15 protein-coding genes are annotated in these 16,281 nt (G+C 63.4%); 8 read left to right on the top strand and 7 right to left on the bottom strand.

From position 1 onward, the window contains the following. Positions 1 to 167: 167 nt before the first annotated feature. Positions 168 to 1,814, bottom strand: coding sequence for a SulP family inorganic anion transporter (locus FQU74_RS03485; protein WP_146285042.1), 1,647 nt, complete (start codon positions 1,812 to 1,814; stop codon positions 168 to 170). Between the two features lie 70 nt (positions 1,815 to 1,884). Here FQU74_RS03485 and FQU74_RS03480 point away from each other — a divergent pair, with 70 nt between their 5' ends. After that, on the top strand, positions 1,885 to 2,376 hold the full coding sequence (locus FQU74_RS03480) for a HugZ family pyridoxamine 5'-phosphate oxidase (protein ID WP_146285041.1): 492 nt from the start codon (positions 1,885 to 1,887) through the stop codon (positions 2,374 to 2,376). Positions 2,377 to 2,403: 27 nt separating this feature from the next. Here FQU74_RS03480 and FQU74_RS03475 read toward each other — a convergent pair whose 3' ends face one another. The 4 genes from FQU74_RS03475 to FQU74_RS03460 form a co-directional block, all read right to left on the bottom strand. After that, positions 2,404 to 4,689, bottom strand: a complete 2,286-nt coding sequence (locus FQU74_RS03475; RefSeq protein ID WP_146285040.1) for a glycosyl hydrolase family 28-related protein — start codon at positions 4,687 to 4,689, stop codon at positions 2,404 to 2,406. Between the two features lie 123 nt (positions 4,690 to 4,812). Beyond that, on the bottom strand, positions 4,813 to 5,958 hold the full coding sequence (locus FQU74_RS03470) for an amidohydrolase (protein WP_146285039.1): 1,146 nt from the start codon (positions 5,956 to 5,958) through the stop codon (positions 4,813 to 4,815). A gap of 40 nt (positions 5,959 to 5,998) precedes the next feature. Beyond that, complete coding sequence (locus FQU74_RS03465) at positions 5,999 to 6,415, bottom strand: hypothetical protein (protein ID WP_146285038.1); 417 nt, start codon at positions 6,413 to 6,415, stop codon at positions 5,999 to 6,001. Positions 6,416 to 6,492: 77 nt separating this feature from the next. Then, positions 6,493 to 7,923, bottom strand: a complete 1,431-nt coding sequence (locus tag FQU74_RS03460; RefSeq protein WP_146285037.1) for a Glu/Leu/Phe/Val family dehydrogenase — start codon at positions 7,921 to 7,923, stop codon at positions 6,493 to 6,495. A gap of 500 nt (positions 7,924 to 8,423) precedes the next feature. Between FQU74_RS03460 and FQU74_RS03455 the strand changes: the two genes are divergently transcribed. From FQU74_RS03455 to FQU74_RS03440, 4 genes are all read left to right on the top strand, one after another. Continuing rightward, positions 8,424 to 9,980, top strand: a complete 1,557-nt coding sequence (locus FQU74_RS03455; protein WP_158635522.1) for a VWA domain-containing protein — start codon at positions 8,424 to 8,426, stop codon at positions 9,978 to 9,980. A 17-nt stretch (positions 9,981 to 9,997) separates the two neighbouring features. Next, the gene (locus FQU74_RS03450) at positions 9,998 to 10,522 is read left to right on the top strand and encodes a TadE/TadG family type IV pilus assembly protein (protein WP_158635521.1); all 525 of its coding nucleotides are present in this window, start codon (positions 9,998 to 10,000) and stop codon (positions 10,520 to 10,522) included. Between the two features lie 14 nt (positions 10,523 to 10,536). Continuing rightward, on the top strand, positions 10,537 to 11,121 hold the full coding sequence (locus FQU74_RS03445) for a TadE/TadG family type IV pilus assembly protein (protein WP_146285034.1): 585 nt from the start codon (positions 10,537 to 10,539) through the stop codon (positions 11,119 to 11,121). Positions 11,122 to 11,229: 108 nt separating this feature from the next. Continuing rightward, positions 11,230 to 12,141: a pirin family protein gene (locus FQU74_RS03440; RefSeq protein WP_146285033.1), complete on the top strand. Its 912-nt coding sequence runs from the start codon at positions 11,230 to 11,232 to the stop codon at positions 12,139 to 12,141. Positions 12,142 to 12,159: 18 nt separating this feature from the next. Here the strand turns inward: FQU74_RS03440 and FQU74_RS03435 are convergent, their stop codons facing one another. Beyond that, on the bottom strand, positions 12,160 to 12,753 hold the full coding sequence (locus FQU74_RS03435) for a TetR/AcrR family transcriptional regulator (RefSeq protein ID WP_146285032.1): 594 nt from the start codon (positions 12,751 to 12,753) through the stop codon (positions 12,160 to 12,162). A 124-nt stretch (positions 12,754 to 12,877) separates the two neighbouring features. Between FQU74_RS03435 and FQU74_RS03430 the strand changes: the two genes are divergently transcribed. The 3 genes from FQU74_RS03430 to glpX all read left to right on the top strand — a co-directional run bounded on the left by FQU74_RS03430 (position 12,878) and on the right by glpX (position 15,778). After that, the gene (locus FQU74_RS03430; RefSeq protein ID WP_146285031.1) at positions 12,878 to 13,147 is read left to right on the top strand and encodes a hypothetical protein; all 270 of its coding nucleotides are present in this window, start codon (positions 12,878 to 12,880) and stop codon (positions 13,145 to 13,147) included. Between the two features lie 69 nt (positions 13,148 to 13,216). Then, the gene (locus tag FQU74_RS03425; protein WP_146285030.1) at positions 13,217 to 14,512 is read left to right on the top strand and encodes a homoserine dehydrogenase; all 1,296 of its coding nucleotides are present in this window, start codon (positions 13,217 to 13,219) and stop codon (positions 14,510 to 14,512) included. Positions 14,513 to 14,812: 300 nt separating this feature from the next. Continuing rightward, entirely contained in the window at positions 14,813 to 15,778 is a 966-nt protein-coding gene (glpX, locus tag FQU74_RS03420; RefSeq protein WP_146285029.1) for a class II fructose-bisphosphatase, read from the top strand. 59 nt (positions 15,779 to 15,837) lie between these two features. Here the strand turns inward: glpX and FQU74_RS03415 are convergent, their stop codons facing one another. Beyond that, positions 15,838 to 16,254 carry a PaaI family thioesterase gene (locus tag FQU74_RS03415; protein ID WP_206664994.1) on the bottom strand — a complete coding sequence of 139 codons (417 nt, stop codon included), beginning with the start codon at positions 16,252 to 16,254 and terminating at the stop codon, positions 15,838 to 15,840. Between the last annotated feature and the right edge of the window lie 27 nt (positions 16,255 to 16,281).

Raw genomic sequence — 16,281 nt, 5'->3', positions numbered from 1 at the left:
TGTGGAAAGATGTAAATTCTGAAAACTCACGGAAATGTTAGGCAAGCGTTTTCAACGCGCTAGCGGTGTCAGGCACAGCTTGCCGAAGGCGAGATGTGACGCAACGTTCCCAAACTGTCCGAAATGCACACTCGGCAACCGGGGCGAGAGCCGTGCTTCTGCGCGAATCACTTGCGCTCTTGTTGCATGGCCGCTTCCGCCGTGGCGATATCGGGCCAGTAGCGGATGCGCGGCTCTGTCAGACCGGCCTTGCGCAGAGCCGCCGCGACCCGTGGACGGGCGCCGGTGAACCAGAGCCGCCCGCCGGTCCTGACGATCTTGCGCTCCAGCATGTCGATGCTGTGGACGCCGGTTGCATCGACCAGCGGCACCTCGGTCAGATCGACGATCACCACCTTTGGATGATCGGCAATCCGTTCCAGCGCAGACCCAAGCTGCGCGGCAGCGCCAAAGAAGTAAGGCCCGGAAAGGCGGTAGATCACTCGGTCATCGCGACCCGGCTGGTCAAAGGCCGTACCATGCGGCTCAACCGTCGCCGCATCGGACATGCGTTTGACAAAGACCAGCCCGGACAGCGCAAAACCTGTGATGATGCCGGCTGTCAGATCTTCGAAGACCACCAGAAGGAAGGTCACAACCATCACCACCGCATCGGCCCGGCTGGTGCGCAAGAGGGCCGCGATCTCATGCCGTTCGGCCATGTTCCAGGCAACGATGGCCAGAACACCGGCGAGCGCCGCCAGCGGAATATAGGCGGCAAGCGGCGCTGCAAGCAGAAGGGCAAGCGCAAGAAAGACGGCATGCAGCATGCCGGATACCGGCCCGCGCGAACCGGCCCGCACATTGGTTGCCGTGCGCGCGATTGTGCCGGTCACGCAGAAGCCACCAAAGACGCCGGCACCGATGTTCGCCACGCCTTGCGCCACCAGTTCAGCGTTGGCGCGATGCTGGCGGCCCGTCATGCCATCGGCCACGACCGCCGAAAGCAGCGACTCGATCGCGCCCAGAAGCGTAAAACTCACGGCCCAGGGAAGCGCGGCCGTAACGGCCTCCCATCCCAAGGGGGGCAAGCCGGGCGCGGGAAGCATCCGGGGCAGCTCGCCAAACCGGCTGCCGATGGTTTCGACCGGCAGGCCCAGGGCGGCCAGAAGGCTCATTGCCACGACCGCGATCAGCATGCCGGGCGCCTTGGGCACAAAGCGGCGCAGACCAAGGATCAGCGCAATGGTCCCAAGGCTCACTCCAGCGGCGGCGGGACTCAGGGTTGACCGCGCCTCCCACAGCGCGAGGATCTTTTCGGGCAAGGCGCCGGGCTCGGGTCCCGCAAGGGCCAGGCCGAACAGATCGCGGATCTGGCTTGCAAAGATGATGACGGCAATGCCTGCAGTGAACCCCAGCGTCACCGGATAGGGAATGAACCGGATATAAGTGCCCAGTCGCGACAGACCGGCCAGGATCAGCATCGCACCTGAAAGGATCGTGGCGAGGATCAACCCCTGCAGCCCGATCTGCGCCACACAAGCCGAAACCAGCACGATGAAGGCCCCCGCGGGGCCGCCGATCTGAAAGCGCGATCCGCCAAGGGCAGAGACGAGAAATCCACCCACGATTGCCGAATAGAGCCCCCGCTCGGGCCCGACACCGCTTGCGATCGCAATGGCCATCGAGAGCGGCAATGCGACGATGGCCACGGTCAGTCCCGCGATGGCATCGGACCGCAAGGCGCGTCCATCATAGCCTTCGCGCAGCACGGTCACGAGTTTGGGAAGGAATGGGCTGTGGGCCTTTTCGGCCAATCGGCTTGTGCCGGACATGATGCGCCTGTAGCGATGATTGCAGCCAGCAAACGCCCGCGATAGCCGCTTGTCAACATGGGTGACCGCCTTGACCGACCGCCGCCCCGACCCCGTCCAGCCTGCCGATGATGCGGCCCGCAGACTTGCGCGCGACCTGCTGGGCGCGGCCCGCCATGCGGCCCTGTCCTTCACAGACCCCGACACCGGTACGCCTGGGATCAGCCGCATCGCCTTTGGGCTTGATCCCGATGGCTGCCCGCTGACCCTGGTTTCGGGCCTCGCGCTGCACCGCCGGGCGCTGGAGACCCACCCGCTGGCCGCCGTCATGGTGGGCGAGCCGGGGGAAAAGGGCGATCCGCTGACCCATCCGCGCCTGATGCTGCGCGTTGCAGCGGAGCCGGTTTCTCGCGATGCCCCCGAACATCTGGCCCTGCGCCAAAAGTGGCTGGCAGATCACCCCAAGGCGCAGCTTTACATCGACTTTCCGGATTTCATCTTTGTCCGCCTGCGCCCGATCGCTGCGCTGCTGAACGGCGGCTTTGCCAGTGCCTATCGATTGGTCCCCGCTGACCTGATGTGATAAGGGCGCCCGCGGGCGCCCCTTTCATTACTGCGGTGTATCGCTGCGCAAGGTGACGACCACCGCCCCGCGCAGGGCCTCGGGCCATTTCAGGGCGATGCGGGCGTCACCCGCACCCTGCATCGCCTCGGCATAGGGCGCGGCATGCGCCACAGCATTTCCCGCATTTCGAAGCGCACCTGCCGGGACAACAGAAACAACCGTGATTGCCTTGCCGCCAAAGGGCAACAGGTCTGACGCATCAACCGTCCACGTCGCCGCCGTTGTCGGCTGCTCATGGGTGACCGTCACCGGGTTCACGCAGATCTGGGACACGCCATGGAACACGTTGGACTGAAAGAGCACGTTGCGCGCCCGGCCGTGGTCCAGTCCGGCCTGCGAGGTATCCACCTTTTCGATCCGGTCCACGGCCCCGTCGATCGCCCGGAACACATTGCCCGTGACGGACAGCCCGTTCAGGAAATGCCCCGGCCCGCGCGGCTTGATCACCAGCCAGCGGAACGAGGGCGCAACATTGGACGCCATGAACGTGTTCGAGGTCATCGACAGCCCCCCGAAGGAAAAGCCGCTGCCGAACCCCGGCTCGGGGTCATGCTCGTTCGACCATTCGATCCAGCAGTTGTCGATGTAGTTGTCCGACACGATCGAGCGGCAGTTCGGGCTGGTGAAGACAAGGCCCGCCTGACGCAAGCCGTCGGTCTGGTCGTCGCCCTGAAAGAAGTGGTTGCCGATGACAAGGTTGCCGCCACCCGACAACACGGCGAAATGGGCAAAGCGTACAATCCGGTTATCGCGCAGCTTCGCGTCATTGGCGTTCACATTCAGCGCGACAGAAGTGCGGTTCTGCGCGGCCTTCGATTGCTCGTTCGACAGGAACTGGCACTGATCGACGATTAACCCCTGACACCCCGTGCCGATCGAGGTGATTGCCCGGTCTTTCGGGCCAGAGAAAACGCAATCGGCGATGCGGAAGGTCAGCCCTGAATCCGGCAAGAGGATACCACTCGCCCGCCCCGCGCAGTTGAACTCGATATCCGTGATCTCGAACCGCGACAGGGAATCGAAGCCTGAGAAATCCAGCAGATAGCGGTAGCGGGTAAAGGTGAAGGTGCGCGTCCCCGCCGCGCCCCACAGCGGGCGGCTCAGCGTCAGCGTGCCGGCCGCTGTGTTCTTGGCACGCACATAGACCTCGCGGCCGACGCCCGGGCCCGAGATGCGCGCACCAACAGGGATGTTCGCCACATTGACAACGCCTGTCAGCGTATAGGGCTGCGCCGCAGAATATGTGGCAACGGATGTGACCTCGGCATCGTCCCAGGCTGCCGAATCTCCGGCCCCGATCTGGCCGTTCGTCAGCACCCGGCGGCTGCTGAGCGACGTGAGCCCGCAGAGGTTGGCCACGTTGATCGGCGCGGTCAGGTCAACCTTTCGGCCCGACAGGTCAAAGGTCACATGATCGGTAAAGTAGAAAAGCGTCTGCAGGCCGCGCCGGAACCCCTCCAGCTCGGACCCGAAGGCCGCCGCATAGGTGTTCAGATCATAGTTGCGGGTGCAGGTCAGGCGCGCCGAGGCAGGCATCACCAGCGCGCCCTCAAACCTGACCGCGTTGCTGAAGGTAAAATCCGACGCAAGCCGATAGGTTCCGGCCGAGACCAGAACCGTTCGGCCACTGGCTGCGGCGTCTGCGGCGGCAAAGGCCGCGCGGTCATCGGTCGTGCCGTCGCCAAGCGCGCCATAGTCGCGCACATCCACCACATCGAGCATCTTGCGGTGAAAGACCTCGGTGACATCCTCGATCTCGATATCGTCGATGCGCACGACGCCACCATTCGGGCCGGTCAGGTCCAGCCCGAAATGGCCATAGGCGGGCTGGACGCCCCAGACCAGATCGACGCCTTGCCGATTGCCCGAGCCGATGATGGCGCTGATCGTGACGACCTCGCCATAAGAGGTCAGGCTCACCGAGGGCGCGGTCAGCGGAACGGAGACCGCGGACCCGTCTTCGCGCGCCGCATAGGCCGCAATGCGGACATCCGGCAGGCTGCCCGCCACCGCCTTGACCCGCGCCGTCACACGCAGGTAAAGCCCCGGCCGGATCGGCGTCTCGCCCTTGTGGCGCAAACGTTGCACGGTTTCCGTCTTCTGCAGTTCGAGGCAGCCGCCGAAATCCTGATCCGACGGCACCAGCGCCGCATCGGGCTGGCCTGCATAGCTTGTCGTGCCCGGCGTGCCGTTCTCGCGCGACCACTTCCCCAGCCCATCCGCAAAGGGCGGCGGCATCAGTTGCAGACCATCGGTAATCGCCATGTTCATCGTTCGGACCCTCGGCTTGTGTTCCCATGGCGCAAGGCGCGCCGTGGGGCACGATTATCGAGGCAGGCTTAAGCGCCCCTCATGGGGGCGACCGCAGGTCGGCGCAAGCGCGCAACGGCAAGGTCAGCCCAGCAGATCGCGAATGACACGTTCAAAGGCCGCAAGACCTGGCGCAATCAGGCTGTCGGGGAAATCATAGTCCGGCGCGTGCAGCGCGGGATGCGTCTCGCCCGCGCCCAGCCAGAACATCGCCGACCTGGCCGTTGCACCAAAGCGGCCAAAATCCTCAGAGGCGCGCATCGGCTCGCCCGGAATGACCGGTAGGCCCGCCGCCATCAGGGCCGCGCGCATCAGGGCCGTGGCCTCAGGGTCATTGCGGCTGGCCGCGAAATCGTCGTGCCAACTGACCGAGAGCTTCAGGCCGGCCGCCTGCGCTTCAGCCTCGGCCAATGCCAGCGCAGCCGATTTCAGCGCAGACATGCCATCATCCGTCAAACAGCGCAGCGTCGCCCAGACCTCGCCTGCCCCCGGCGTTATGCCAAAGGCGGGCTCGCCCATCGACAGGTGGGTGATGGTGACCAGACGGAAGCTCTCGTCCAGCGCGCCACCAGTTCCAAGCGCGGAGAGCGCGGGCACCAGTCGGGCGATGGTCATCGCAGGGCTGACGGCCTTGTGCGGCTCGGCTGCGTGGGCGGTGCGCCCGGCAAACGCCAGCCGCATCCCGACCGATGCACAGTTGGCCGGCCCCGGCTCAATCACCGCATGCCCCAACGGCAGACCCGGCAAGTTGTGCAGCGAAAAGGCGAAATCCGGCTTGATCGAAGGGAAACGCGCATCCGCGATGACCGCCGCAGCGCCCGATCCATCCTCTTCGGCGGGTTGGAACATTAGCACCACCCGGCCTCGGGACGGGCGCTGCCACCCAAGACGAAGCGCAAGCCCCGCAAGGATCGCCATATGCCCGTCATGGCCGCAAAGATGCCCCTTACCCGGAACGGCCGATCGCCATTCTACCGGTCCCGTCTCGGCAATCGGAAGGGCGTCGAGTTCGGCGCGGATCATGACGGTTGGTCCGGGCTCTGACCCCGCATAGATCAGCGCAAGCCCGTGGCCACCAAGCGCCCGGATCACCTGATCCGGGCGGGACGCCTGCGTGAAGGCCTCTACCTCCCTGGCCGTCCGCGCCTCATTGCCCGAAAGCTCGGGGATGCGGTGCAACGCACGGCGGAAGGCGACCAGTTGTGTGATTTCATCCTGTCCGGTTGTCATGGGCGCGTCTCCTTTCGTCGATTTACGCCCGTTCGGCCGTTCAGCGGGGCTGCGCAACACCTGATGCACGCATGGTCACGACGGGTTCAACCCGGCCACGTGGTGCCGGAGCAGCCGGCGCGACAGGCCGGGCGGGCGCAACAGGCACCTGCGGCTGGCGGGCTTGCGGCATCACCTGCGCGGGCGCGTCGAGCGCGTCCGGCATGTCACCTGCGATCAACCCCTCTTCCAGCGCGTAGGCGATACGCTCAAGAAGCACATTGTTCTCGATCTGCACAGCAACCAGCCCGAACAACGCAACCACAAGCGCAAGCCCCGCAAAGACCAGAACGAGCGCCACCAACACATCGCCCGTCTGCGCCATATACATCCCTGCCCCGCCGAGCACGGCGAGACCGAACAGGGCGACGATTGCCGGAAACAGGCTGCGGAATAGCCCGGAAAGCGAGGCGGTCATGGGTCTGCTCTGCGTTCAGTTGTCGGTCGGCGCGGGGATACCCCCTGCGCCGACCGGAAGTCAACGCACCGCTGCGCCTAGAGGCCTTTGGACTTGTAGGTTTTTGCAACCCGGTCAATGGCGACGATATAGGCGGCTACACGCAGGTCGCCGACTTCGGGGCGGCCATGCCAGACGTCCCTCATCGACTGATAGGCCGTGCGCATCGTGTCATCGAGGCCCGAGCGGACAAGGGCCAGTTCGTCCGAACCGGTCAGGAACTTTTCCTTGAAATCGGGCGACAGCGTCCATCCTAGCCCCTTGTCGGCGCTTAGCCGCTCAAGCTCTTCCACCATCAGGCGCGATCGTGCCTCTTCGGCCCGGCGTTGCATCCGGCCAAATCTGATGTGGCTTAGGTTCTTGACCCATTCGAAATAACTGACCGTCACACCGCCTGCGTTGGCATACATGTCGGGAATGATCAGCGTACCCTTCTTGCGCAGGATCTCGTCGGCGCCAAAGGTGACGGGGCCATTGGCCGCCTCGATGATCAACGGGGCCTGGATGCGCTCGGCATTACCGCGGTTGATTACCCCTTCCATCGCTGCGGGGATCAGGATGTCGCAGGGCTGCTCAAGCACACTGGCGCCATCTTCGATATAGGTCGCGCCGGGGAAACCCTTGACCCCACCCGTCTGCGCGATCCAGTGCTTCACCGCCTCGATCTCCAGCCCCGCATCGCTGACGATTGCGCCGTCACGCTCGATGATGCCGATGATCAGGGCGCCGTCCTCTTCGCTCAGGAATTTGGCGGCGTGGTATCCCACGTTGCCAAGACCCTGCACGATGACGCGCTTGCCATCCAGATCGCCGCTCAGCCGCGCGGCGGCCTTGTCTTCGGGGTGGCGGAAGAACTCGCGCAGCGCGAACTGCACGCCACGACCCGTCGCCTCAACCCGACCCTGAATGCCCCCCGCATGGGGTGGCTTGCCCGTGACGCAGGCCTTGGCGTTGATGTCAGTCGTGTTCATCCGCGCATATTGGTCGGCGATCCAGGCCATCTCGCGCTCACCTGTGCCCATGTCGGGGGCGGGCACGTTCTGCGCCGGGTTGATCAGGTCGCGTTTGATAAGTTCATAGGCAAAGCGGCGGGTTATCTGTTCAAGTTCATGCTCGTCCCAGGCGCGGGGGTCGATGCACAGACCGCCCTTCGACCCGCCGAAGGGCGTCTCGACCAGCGCGCACTTATAGGTCATCAGCGCCGCCAGCGCCTCTACCTCATCCTGATTGACCGATGTGGCATAGCGGATACCGCCCTTGACGGGCTCCATATGCTCTGAATGGACGGATCTGTACCCCACGAAGGTCTCGATCTTGCCACGCAAGCGCACGCCGAAGCGCACAGTGTAGGTCGAGTTGCAGACCTTGATCTTTTCCCGAAGGCCCGGGCCAAGGTCCATGAACTTGACCGCCCTGTCGAACATCAGATCGACGGATTCCCGAAAGCTCGGCTCGTTCTGCATCAGCATGATCGTCCTCCCACGATTGGTGCTGCCCGCAAACTGCGGCTGCAAGCCAGTCTAGACGCGAAATGCCGCGCAGGTCACCGGTCTTCAACGCCTGCGCCAAACTGCCAGTGATTCGTAAATGGGGTGTGAAAACCCGCTCAGCGATGGCGAAGTGTGGCGGGATCTGGGCGCAACCGTGGCGCGAACGCGTCGATCTGTTTCACTACGGCACACAATCACCCGGATTCAACCTGCAGCGTCAACGCCCGAGTCGGATTTTCCTGTCAACACAAGTTGGTTCGCCTTATTTCCGCCCGAAGTCCAAAGCTAGATGACCGTTGGATCAAGCTGGGCTCCGACGGGTTATGTGTCGGCGCACCGCAGAGTGGGCATCAATGCATGCCGCTTGGTTCTCGGGGGCGATAGAGTTTTTAGTTCTTGTTGGGTCTTGGTTCGGGATGAGGGCGACAATGCGCAGCGCGATGACGACGCAGCGAATGCGGTTCCGGAAGGCGTGCCTGGTGAATTTCACCCGTGACGAGAGCGGCAGCCTGACGCCGTTCACGATGATGATATTTTTCCTCATGCTGCTCATCGGCGGGCTTGCCGTCGATGTGATGCGGCACGAACGCACGCGGGTTCGCCTGCAACAGACGCTGGACAACAGCGTTCTGGCCGCCGCCGCACGCTCGCAGACGCTGGACCCCGAACATGTGGTCGAGGACTACTTCGAGAAAGCGGGCCTGTCTGAATACCTGATGTCGGTAAACGTCGAACAGGGCCTGAACTTCCGGTCTGTGTTTGCCGATGCCAAGGCGGACACCCGCCCATTCTTCATGTCGCTGATGGGGATCAACGAATTCTACGTCAACGCCGACAGCGCTGCCGAGGAAAAGATCTCGAACGTCGAGGTTTCCTTGGTGCTCGATATCTCGGGCTCGATGGACGGGACCAAGATCAACACCCTCCGCCCCGCCGCAAGGAACTTTGTCGATACGATCCTGCAGAACTCCGAGGCTGGCAAGGCGTCCATTTCCATCGTGCCGTTCTCGACGCAAGTGAACGCGGGCGCGAACGTCATGGCGCAATACAACGCCCCGCGCATTCCAACCCAGACCTACAACTCTTGCGTCGAATTTCCCGCGTCCTCGTACGCATCGGTTGCACTGCCCACGACGTTGGCGATGGATCACAATGGCCATTTTGATCCGTTCAACACAAACACCAGCCTGACAACTCCATCGACATTCAACTGCGTCTATACCGATAGTTCGAGCGCCTCGAATATCACCGCACGCAGTTCGGCAAACCAGATGCTGGTGCTAAGCGGCAACGCGACAGCGCTCAAGAACAAGATCAATGCGCTGCATGTGGGCGGCAATACGTCGGTCGAGATTGGCGTCAAGTGGGGGTCGGCATTTCTTGATCCGGGTACGCGCAATGTGACGACGGCGCTCGTCGGCACCGGCGACGTTGCCGCAACATTTGATACCCGACCGCTCGACTATGATCCTCAGGAAACGATCAAGGTCTTGGTCGTCATGTCCGATGGCGCGAACACCACGGAATATCGTCTCAAACCCGCATATCGGACCGGGAACTCGAACGTCTGGCGCAAGAGCGATGGAACGCTTTACGCCTATCATGATCGCGCCAATAGGACGGACGACTATTTCAACGTCACAGCAGGTAGCGGCTGGAGCACCAAACCTTCGTCGGTGACGAACCTGACCTGGCAGGAAGTATTCAAGACCTATACGCTCCGGTCGGCTGCGTATAAATTCATCGCACAACCCTTGGGCCAGACTAGCAACAACGCGTTCAACACTGTTCTCGGGAACATGCGAGAGGCAGTTGTTGATACAACGAAAAACACGCGTTTGAGCCAAGCCTGCTCGGCCGCCAAGGCAAAGGGTATTGTGATCTTCTCCATCTCGTTCCAAGCCGGAACCGGCGCGGTCCCCCTTGCCAACTGCGCAACCGATGCCAACCACTTCTTCGAAGGTGACCCTGCCACCATCGGCTCGATCTTCCAGACCATCGCCAACCAGATCTCTTACCTGAGGCTGACACTGTGACGACGCTTCGCAACAGAATGGCGCCCCTTGCGCGCCTTCTGCGGCGCGAAGAGGGCGGCGCTGCGGTTGGCCTTGTGCTGATGCTGCCAATGTTTCTCTATGTCTTCATGGCGGCATTCGAGATCGGTCTCTACATGACCCGCCTGACCCTTCTCGACCGCGCGATTGACATCACCGCGCGGGAGATCCGGCTCGGCAACCTCGAAGATCCCTCGCCCGCGAATATCAAGGCGATGATCTGTCAGAACGCCAGCATTGTGCCCAACTGCATGACCACCCTGAAGCTCAGCCTGGAACGTGTCGCTACGACCAACTGGACGATGCCGGCGACCGAGACGGTCTGCATCAACCGCTCTGACGAGGTGGAACCCGTGACCGCGCTTGACCCCAACCCGACCGAGCGCAAGGTCCTTATGATCATGCGTGGTTGCCTGATTGCCGATGCGCTCTTCCCGTCGATCGGCGTGGCGGCCGCATTGCCGCTTGACGGAAAGGGCGGTTACCGGCTTGCTGCGGTCTCTGCCTTCCTGAACGAACCCTGATCGCTTTGAACGCCATGAGCCCGGCCCGCCCGATTTCCAGCGTATTCCGCCCTGCACGCCGCTTTGTGCGACGTGAGGGAGGTAACGCGGTCATCGAAAGCGTGCTCTTGCTGCCGCTTCTGCTGTGGGCGGCTTTCGGGCTTTATGTCTTCTGGGACGGCTATAAGGTCTCGAACAAGTTGCAGAAGGCCAGCTACACCGTCGCCGACATCGCCTCGCGCTGGCAGGCAGTGCCCCTTGCCGCGTCTGACGTGCGCGGGATGCAGAACCTGATGGAATACATGATCAGCGAGGGCGATGAGCCGCGCCTGCGCGTAACCAGCGTGATCTGGGTCGAAGCGCGGAACCGATTTGAAGTGCGCTGGTCCTGCTCCATGGACCCGGTGCCGTTGCCCGCCTACACCACGGCCACGCTGCAACTGGTGGCGGATCGAATCCCCGAAACTGCCGATGGCGGAACACAGATCATTGTCGAATCGGAATACGACTTCGCGCCGCTTTTCGATAACGGGATCGAGGCGATGACCTTCCGTGAGTTCGTGCCCGTTCGCCCACGGTTTGAGGCGGTCAACTTCACCGATCCCCAAAACTGTAACTGATCGCCTGCGCACAATGGCCCTGCGGAACGCGGGAATTGCCGCACAGACTTGCAGGGCCTAACTCTGGTCAAACGCAGGGACACCCTGCCTCAGCCAGAGGATCATCCCATGTCCATCCGCCCTGTCCTGTCGGAATCGCGCGCCCAACCCACGATGGAGGGCGCAGGCGTCCATCTGCACCGCGCCTTCGGCTTTACCGAGCCCGAGGCCTTTGACCCGTTCCTCATGTTTGACGATTTCCGCAACGATGATCCGCGCCACTATCAGCGCGGCTTTCCGTGGCATCCGCATCGCGGGATCGAGACGATCACCTATGTGCTATCGGGCTCGGTCGAGCATGGCGACAGCCTTGGTAATCGTGGCATCCTGTCGGGTGGCGATGTCCAGTGGATGACCGCAGGCTCAGGCATCCTGCACCAGGAAATGCCGCGCGGCGACGCGCAGGGCCGGATGCACGGCTTTCAGCTCTGGGCCAATCTGCCCTCGCAACTGAAGATGACCGCGCCGCGCTATCAGGACGTCACGTCAGCCGATATCCCGCTGATCCAGGATGATGACGGCACCATCGTCAAGGTCATCGTGGGTGAGTTCTGGGGCAAACGCGGTCCGGTCGACGGCATCGCGGCAGAGCCGCAATACCTCGACATTTTCGTCCCGGCGGGGCGGCGCAAGACCTTCCGCATCGACACGCGCCGCCGCGCCTTTGCCTATGTGTTCGAAGGGGCAGGCAACTTCCGCGACGCAGGCAAGCCGCAGGGCGTGCTGCTGGAAAAAGAGGTGAAGGGCGAAGAGGTCAATATCCGCGACCTGTCGGGCAACCGGACGCTGGTGCGTTTCGGCGCGGGTGACGAGGTGACGGTGACCGCGGGGCCGCAAGGCATCCGCTTCCTGCTGATCTCGGGCGCGCCGATTCAGGAACCCGTGGCTTGGCACGGCCCGATCGTGATGAACACGCAGGCCGAGATCCGTCAGGCCATGGCCGATCTGCGCAACGGCACCTTCATCAAGCCCGCACATTGACGGCGCGGCCGGGTGGCTTCAGGCCACCCGGCCCACCGATTTCAACGCCATGTCGGCGTAAAGCTCTTCAACCTCGGCGCGCGACAGGCGCCCGCCTTCCCGGTACCAGTTGGTCACCCCTGTCAGCATCGCGATCAGCGCCATGCTGGCGAGCCGAGGGTCCGCAAGCTCGAATACGCCCGCCGCCTGACCGTCGCGCAGGATCGCCTCAAGTTCGGCTTCATAGCTGCGGCGCAGGGCCTCGATCTCTGCAAAGCGATCGGGTTCCAGATTGCGCAGCTCCATATAGGCGATGAAAACCGCGTCGGGCCGGTCGATGTGATAGCCGATGTGGAAACGCACGAACTGACGCAACCGATCATGTGGATGGCTGGCGGGGGTTTGTGTCTTCCAGCTGGCGATAAGCGCCTCAAGATGGTCGCGCATCAGACCGGCAAGAAGGCTCTGCTTGTCGGGCGTATAGAGATAGAGCGCCCCGGCCTGCACGCCCACCTCGGCCGCGATCTGCCGCATCGAGACCGCTGCATAGCCATGGCGTGCGAACAGCCGCTCGGCCGCCGCGCGGATCTTCGGGCCGGTGATATCGGAATGCGAGCCGGTCTTTCTTGCCATGCGGCCACCATAGCCAAAGCCCCGCCCGCTTCAAGCAGGCCATGGCGCGCTTGTCGCCGCAAGCGCCGCCAGATATGGTCGCGCGATCATGGATCACATGGGCAGATCACGCTTGAAGACCCCGATGCCACCCGCCACCGCCTTGCTGTTCTGCCTTGCTCTGGCGGCCTGCGGCGACGTTCCAAAGGTCAACGCGCCCACGCCCGCCCCGGGCCCCGAGCCGACCATTGCGCCGATTGATGCACTGATCAGCCTCGCGCCCGCCCCCGGATCGATGCAGTCTGTCGATCCAGATGGGCTGGTCCCCCGCGCCGACGCCTTGCGCGCGCGGGCCGAAGCATTGCGCGTGCCAGTTGCCGATCCTGCAACACGCGCACCGATTGCCACGCCCTGACGCTGAGCCGCGTTGCACGGCGGCGTCGAACGGGCTAACAGACAGCCGGCATATCGAACGGAGCACATCATGGTTCAGCCCCTGCGTCTCGGTCTCGCCGGTCTGGGGACCGTCGGCATCGGAGTGGTCAAGATCGTCCAGCGTCATGCGGATCTGATCACCGCGCGAACCGGTCGGCCCGTCACCATTACCGCGGTCTCGGCGCGCGACCGTACGAAGAACCGCGATGCCGATCTTTCGGGCTATGCTTGGGAAGTTGATCCCGTTGCTCTGGCGCGTCGCGATGACGTGGATGTGTTTGTCGAGGTGATGGGCGGGCACGAAGGGGCGGCGAAGGCCGCGACTGAAGCCGCACTTGCTGCCGGCAAGGATGTTGTCACCGCCAACAAGGCCCTGCTTGCCCATCACGGTCAGGCGCTGGCCGAGATGGCCGAGGCCGCAGGCCGGGTGATCCGGTTCGAGGCCGCAGTTGCAGGGGGCATCCCGGTCATCAAGGCCCTGACCGAAGGGCTGGCGGGCAACCGCATCAAACGCGTCATGGGCGTGATGAACGGCACCTGCAACTACATCCTCACCCGGATGCAGAACGCGGGCCTGCCCTATGAGACTGTCTTCGAAGAGGCGCGCCAGCTTGGTTATCTCGAGGCTGACCCCACGCTCGACGTGGGCGGGATCGACGCGGGCCACAAGTTGTCGCTTCTGGCCTCCATCGCCTTCGGCACCAAGGTCGCCTTCAACCATGTCGAGCTGGAAGGCATCGGCAATGTCTCGATCGAGGATATCAACCTCGCTGACGAGATGGGGTATCACATCAAGCTTTTGGGTGTAGCTCAGATCTCGGGCCGTGGGCTGGAACAGCGCATGACGCCCTGCCTTGTGCCCGCTGACAGCCCGTTCGGTCAGTTGCAGGGCGGAACCAACATGGTGATGCTCGAAGGCGACAGCGTGGGCCAGATCGTTCTGCGCGGACCCGGCGCCGGCGAGGGGCCGACTGCCTCGGCCGTCATGGCCGACGTGCTTGATATCGCGCGCGGGCTGCGGTTGCCGACGTTCGGCCAGCCCGCATCCACTCTGGCCGAGGCGACCCCTGCCCGCTCGGCGACGCCCGCTCCCTATTACCTGCGCATGACACTGCTCGACAAACCCGGAGCGCTTGCAAAGATTGCGACCTGCCTGGGCGAGGCCGGTATCTCGATCGACCAGATGCGCCAGATCAACCAGCCGGGCGAAGAAGATGACGATGCGATCGTGATCTTCGTGACCCACAAGGCCGCCCCTGCCGACATCGACCATGCGATGACGCGATTTGGCAATACGGGCGTTCTGGTCGATACCCCTGTCGCGATCCGCATCGAAGAGATCTGACGGGCGCAATGCCTGCATGTGACGGCATGGAACGGGGGCTGTCTGCCCCCGATGTCCCTGCGGGACATTCCCCCGAGGATATTTGCGAAAGGAAAGAACGGGGTGTCGGATGCGCTCTTTCCTTTTCAAAATATCCTCAGGGGGTGAATTGGCCGCAGGCCAAGAGGGGGCGGAAAGCCCCCTCTCATGGGCAGGATCGATCCAAACCGGTTCGGTTTCGGACTGTTAGCGAAACCGAACTTGCCCGCCCTGCCTCCCACGGCTAGGACAGGGCAAAGCCTTTTTCCACAGGGGACAGACATGGCCGACGCCAACCAATTCCATGACCGCCTGCTTTCATTGGGCCTTGCCCGTGTTTCCGAAGCCGCGGCACTTGCCTCGGCGGCGCTGATCGGGCGCGGCGACGAAAAGGCTGCCGATCAGGCGGCTGTTAATGCGATGCGCGACCAGCTGAATCTTCTCGACATCGCGGGCGTCGTGGTGATCGGCGAAGGCGAGCGGGACGAGGCCCCGATGCTCTTCATCGGTGAAGAGGTCGGCACCGGCAAAGGCCCTGCCGTGGACATCGCGCTCGACCCGCTGGAAGGCACCACACTGACCGCCAAGGACATGCCGAACGCACTGACCGTGATCGCCATGGCCCCGCGCGGCACGCTCCTGCACGCGCCCGACGTCTATATGGAGAAACTCGCCATCGGCCCCGGCTACAAGCCCGGAACTGTCACCATGACCATGTCGCCGTCCGAGCGTGTCTCGGCTTTGGCAGCGGCCAAGGGCGTCTCGACCGAGAACATCACCGTCTGCGTCCTCGAACGTCCGCGGCACGAGGAGATGATCAAGGAAATCCGCTCGACCGGCGCCTCGATCCGCCTGATCACTGACGGCGACGTGGCGGGTGTCATGCATTGCGCAGAGCCCGAGGTGACCGGCATCGACATGTACATGGGATCGGGCGGTGCGCCCGAGGGCGTGCTAGCCGCGGCCGCGCTGAAATGCATGGGCGGTCAGTTCTTCGGCAAACTGCTGTTCCGCAACGATGACGAAAAGGCCCGCGCCCGCAAGGCTGGCATCAACAACTTTGACCGCGTGTACACTCGTGATGATCTGGTGCGTGGTGAGGTGATCTTTGCGGCCACCGGCGTCACCAGCGGATCGCTTCTGGCGGGGATCAAGCGCGAACCCGGCTGGGTGACCACCGAAACGCTGCTGATGCGGTCGAAGACGGGCTCTGTCCGTCGCATGACCTATCGCTCGCCTGTCAAGTGATCTGGCTTTCCGATACCGAAAAGGCCCGCTGAAAGGCGGGCCTTTTGCATGACCGGCGTTCAGTCCTTGGTGAGCACCATCTGGGTCTGCGTGACCTGCGCAACCAGCTTACCGTCGGGTCCGGTCAGCGTGGTCTGCCAGACCTGCGTCCGCCGCCCGCGATGCAGCGGCAGGCAGACGGCGCGCAGCATCTGGCCTTCGGCGACGGCGCGAAAGAAGTTGGTCTTGCTTTCTACCGTTACCGTCCCCTCGCCATCGGCGAGGTTCAGGAAAGTTCCGGTGCCACCCAGCGTATCGGCGAAAGCCATGATTGCCCCGCCATGGATCATGCCGTTGCGGTTGAGAAGCGCCGTCGTCACCTCCAGCTCGGCCTCAACCCGGTCGTCATCCGCCACCGTGATCCTGAGGCCCAGAACGCGGCCAAAGTTCGACATGTCGTCGATGATGCGGGCGACCTTCTCGGGGGATGCGGGCATCGTTACCTCCGGAAATGGAAACGCCCG

Origin of the sequence: Gemmobacter aquaticus (assembly GCF_007859075.1) — a bacterium.
Classification (GTDB): domain Bacteria; phylum Pseudomonadota; class Alphaproteobacteria; order Rhodobacterales; family Rhodobacteraceae; genus Gemmobacter; species Gemmobacter aquaticus.
The sequence above is the reverse complement of the archived record's forward strand: the minus strand, read 5'-3'. Positions and strand labels throughout refer to the sequence as shown.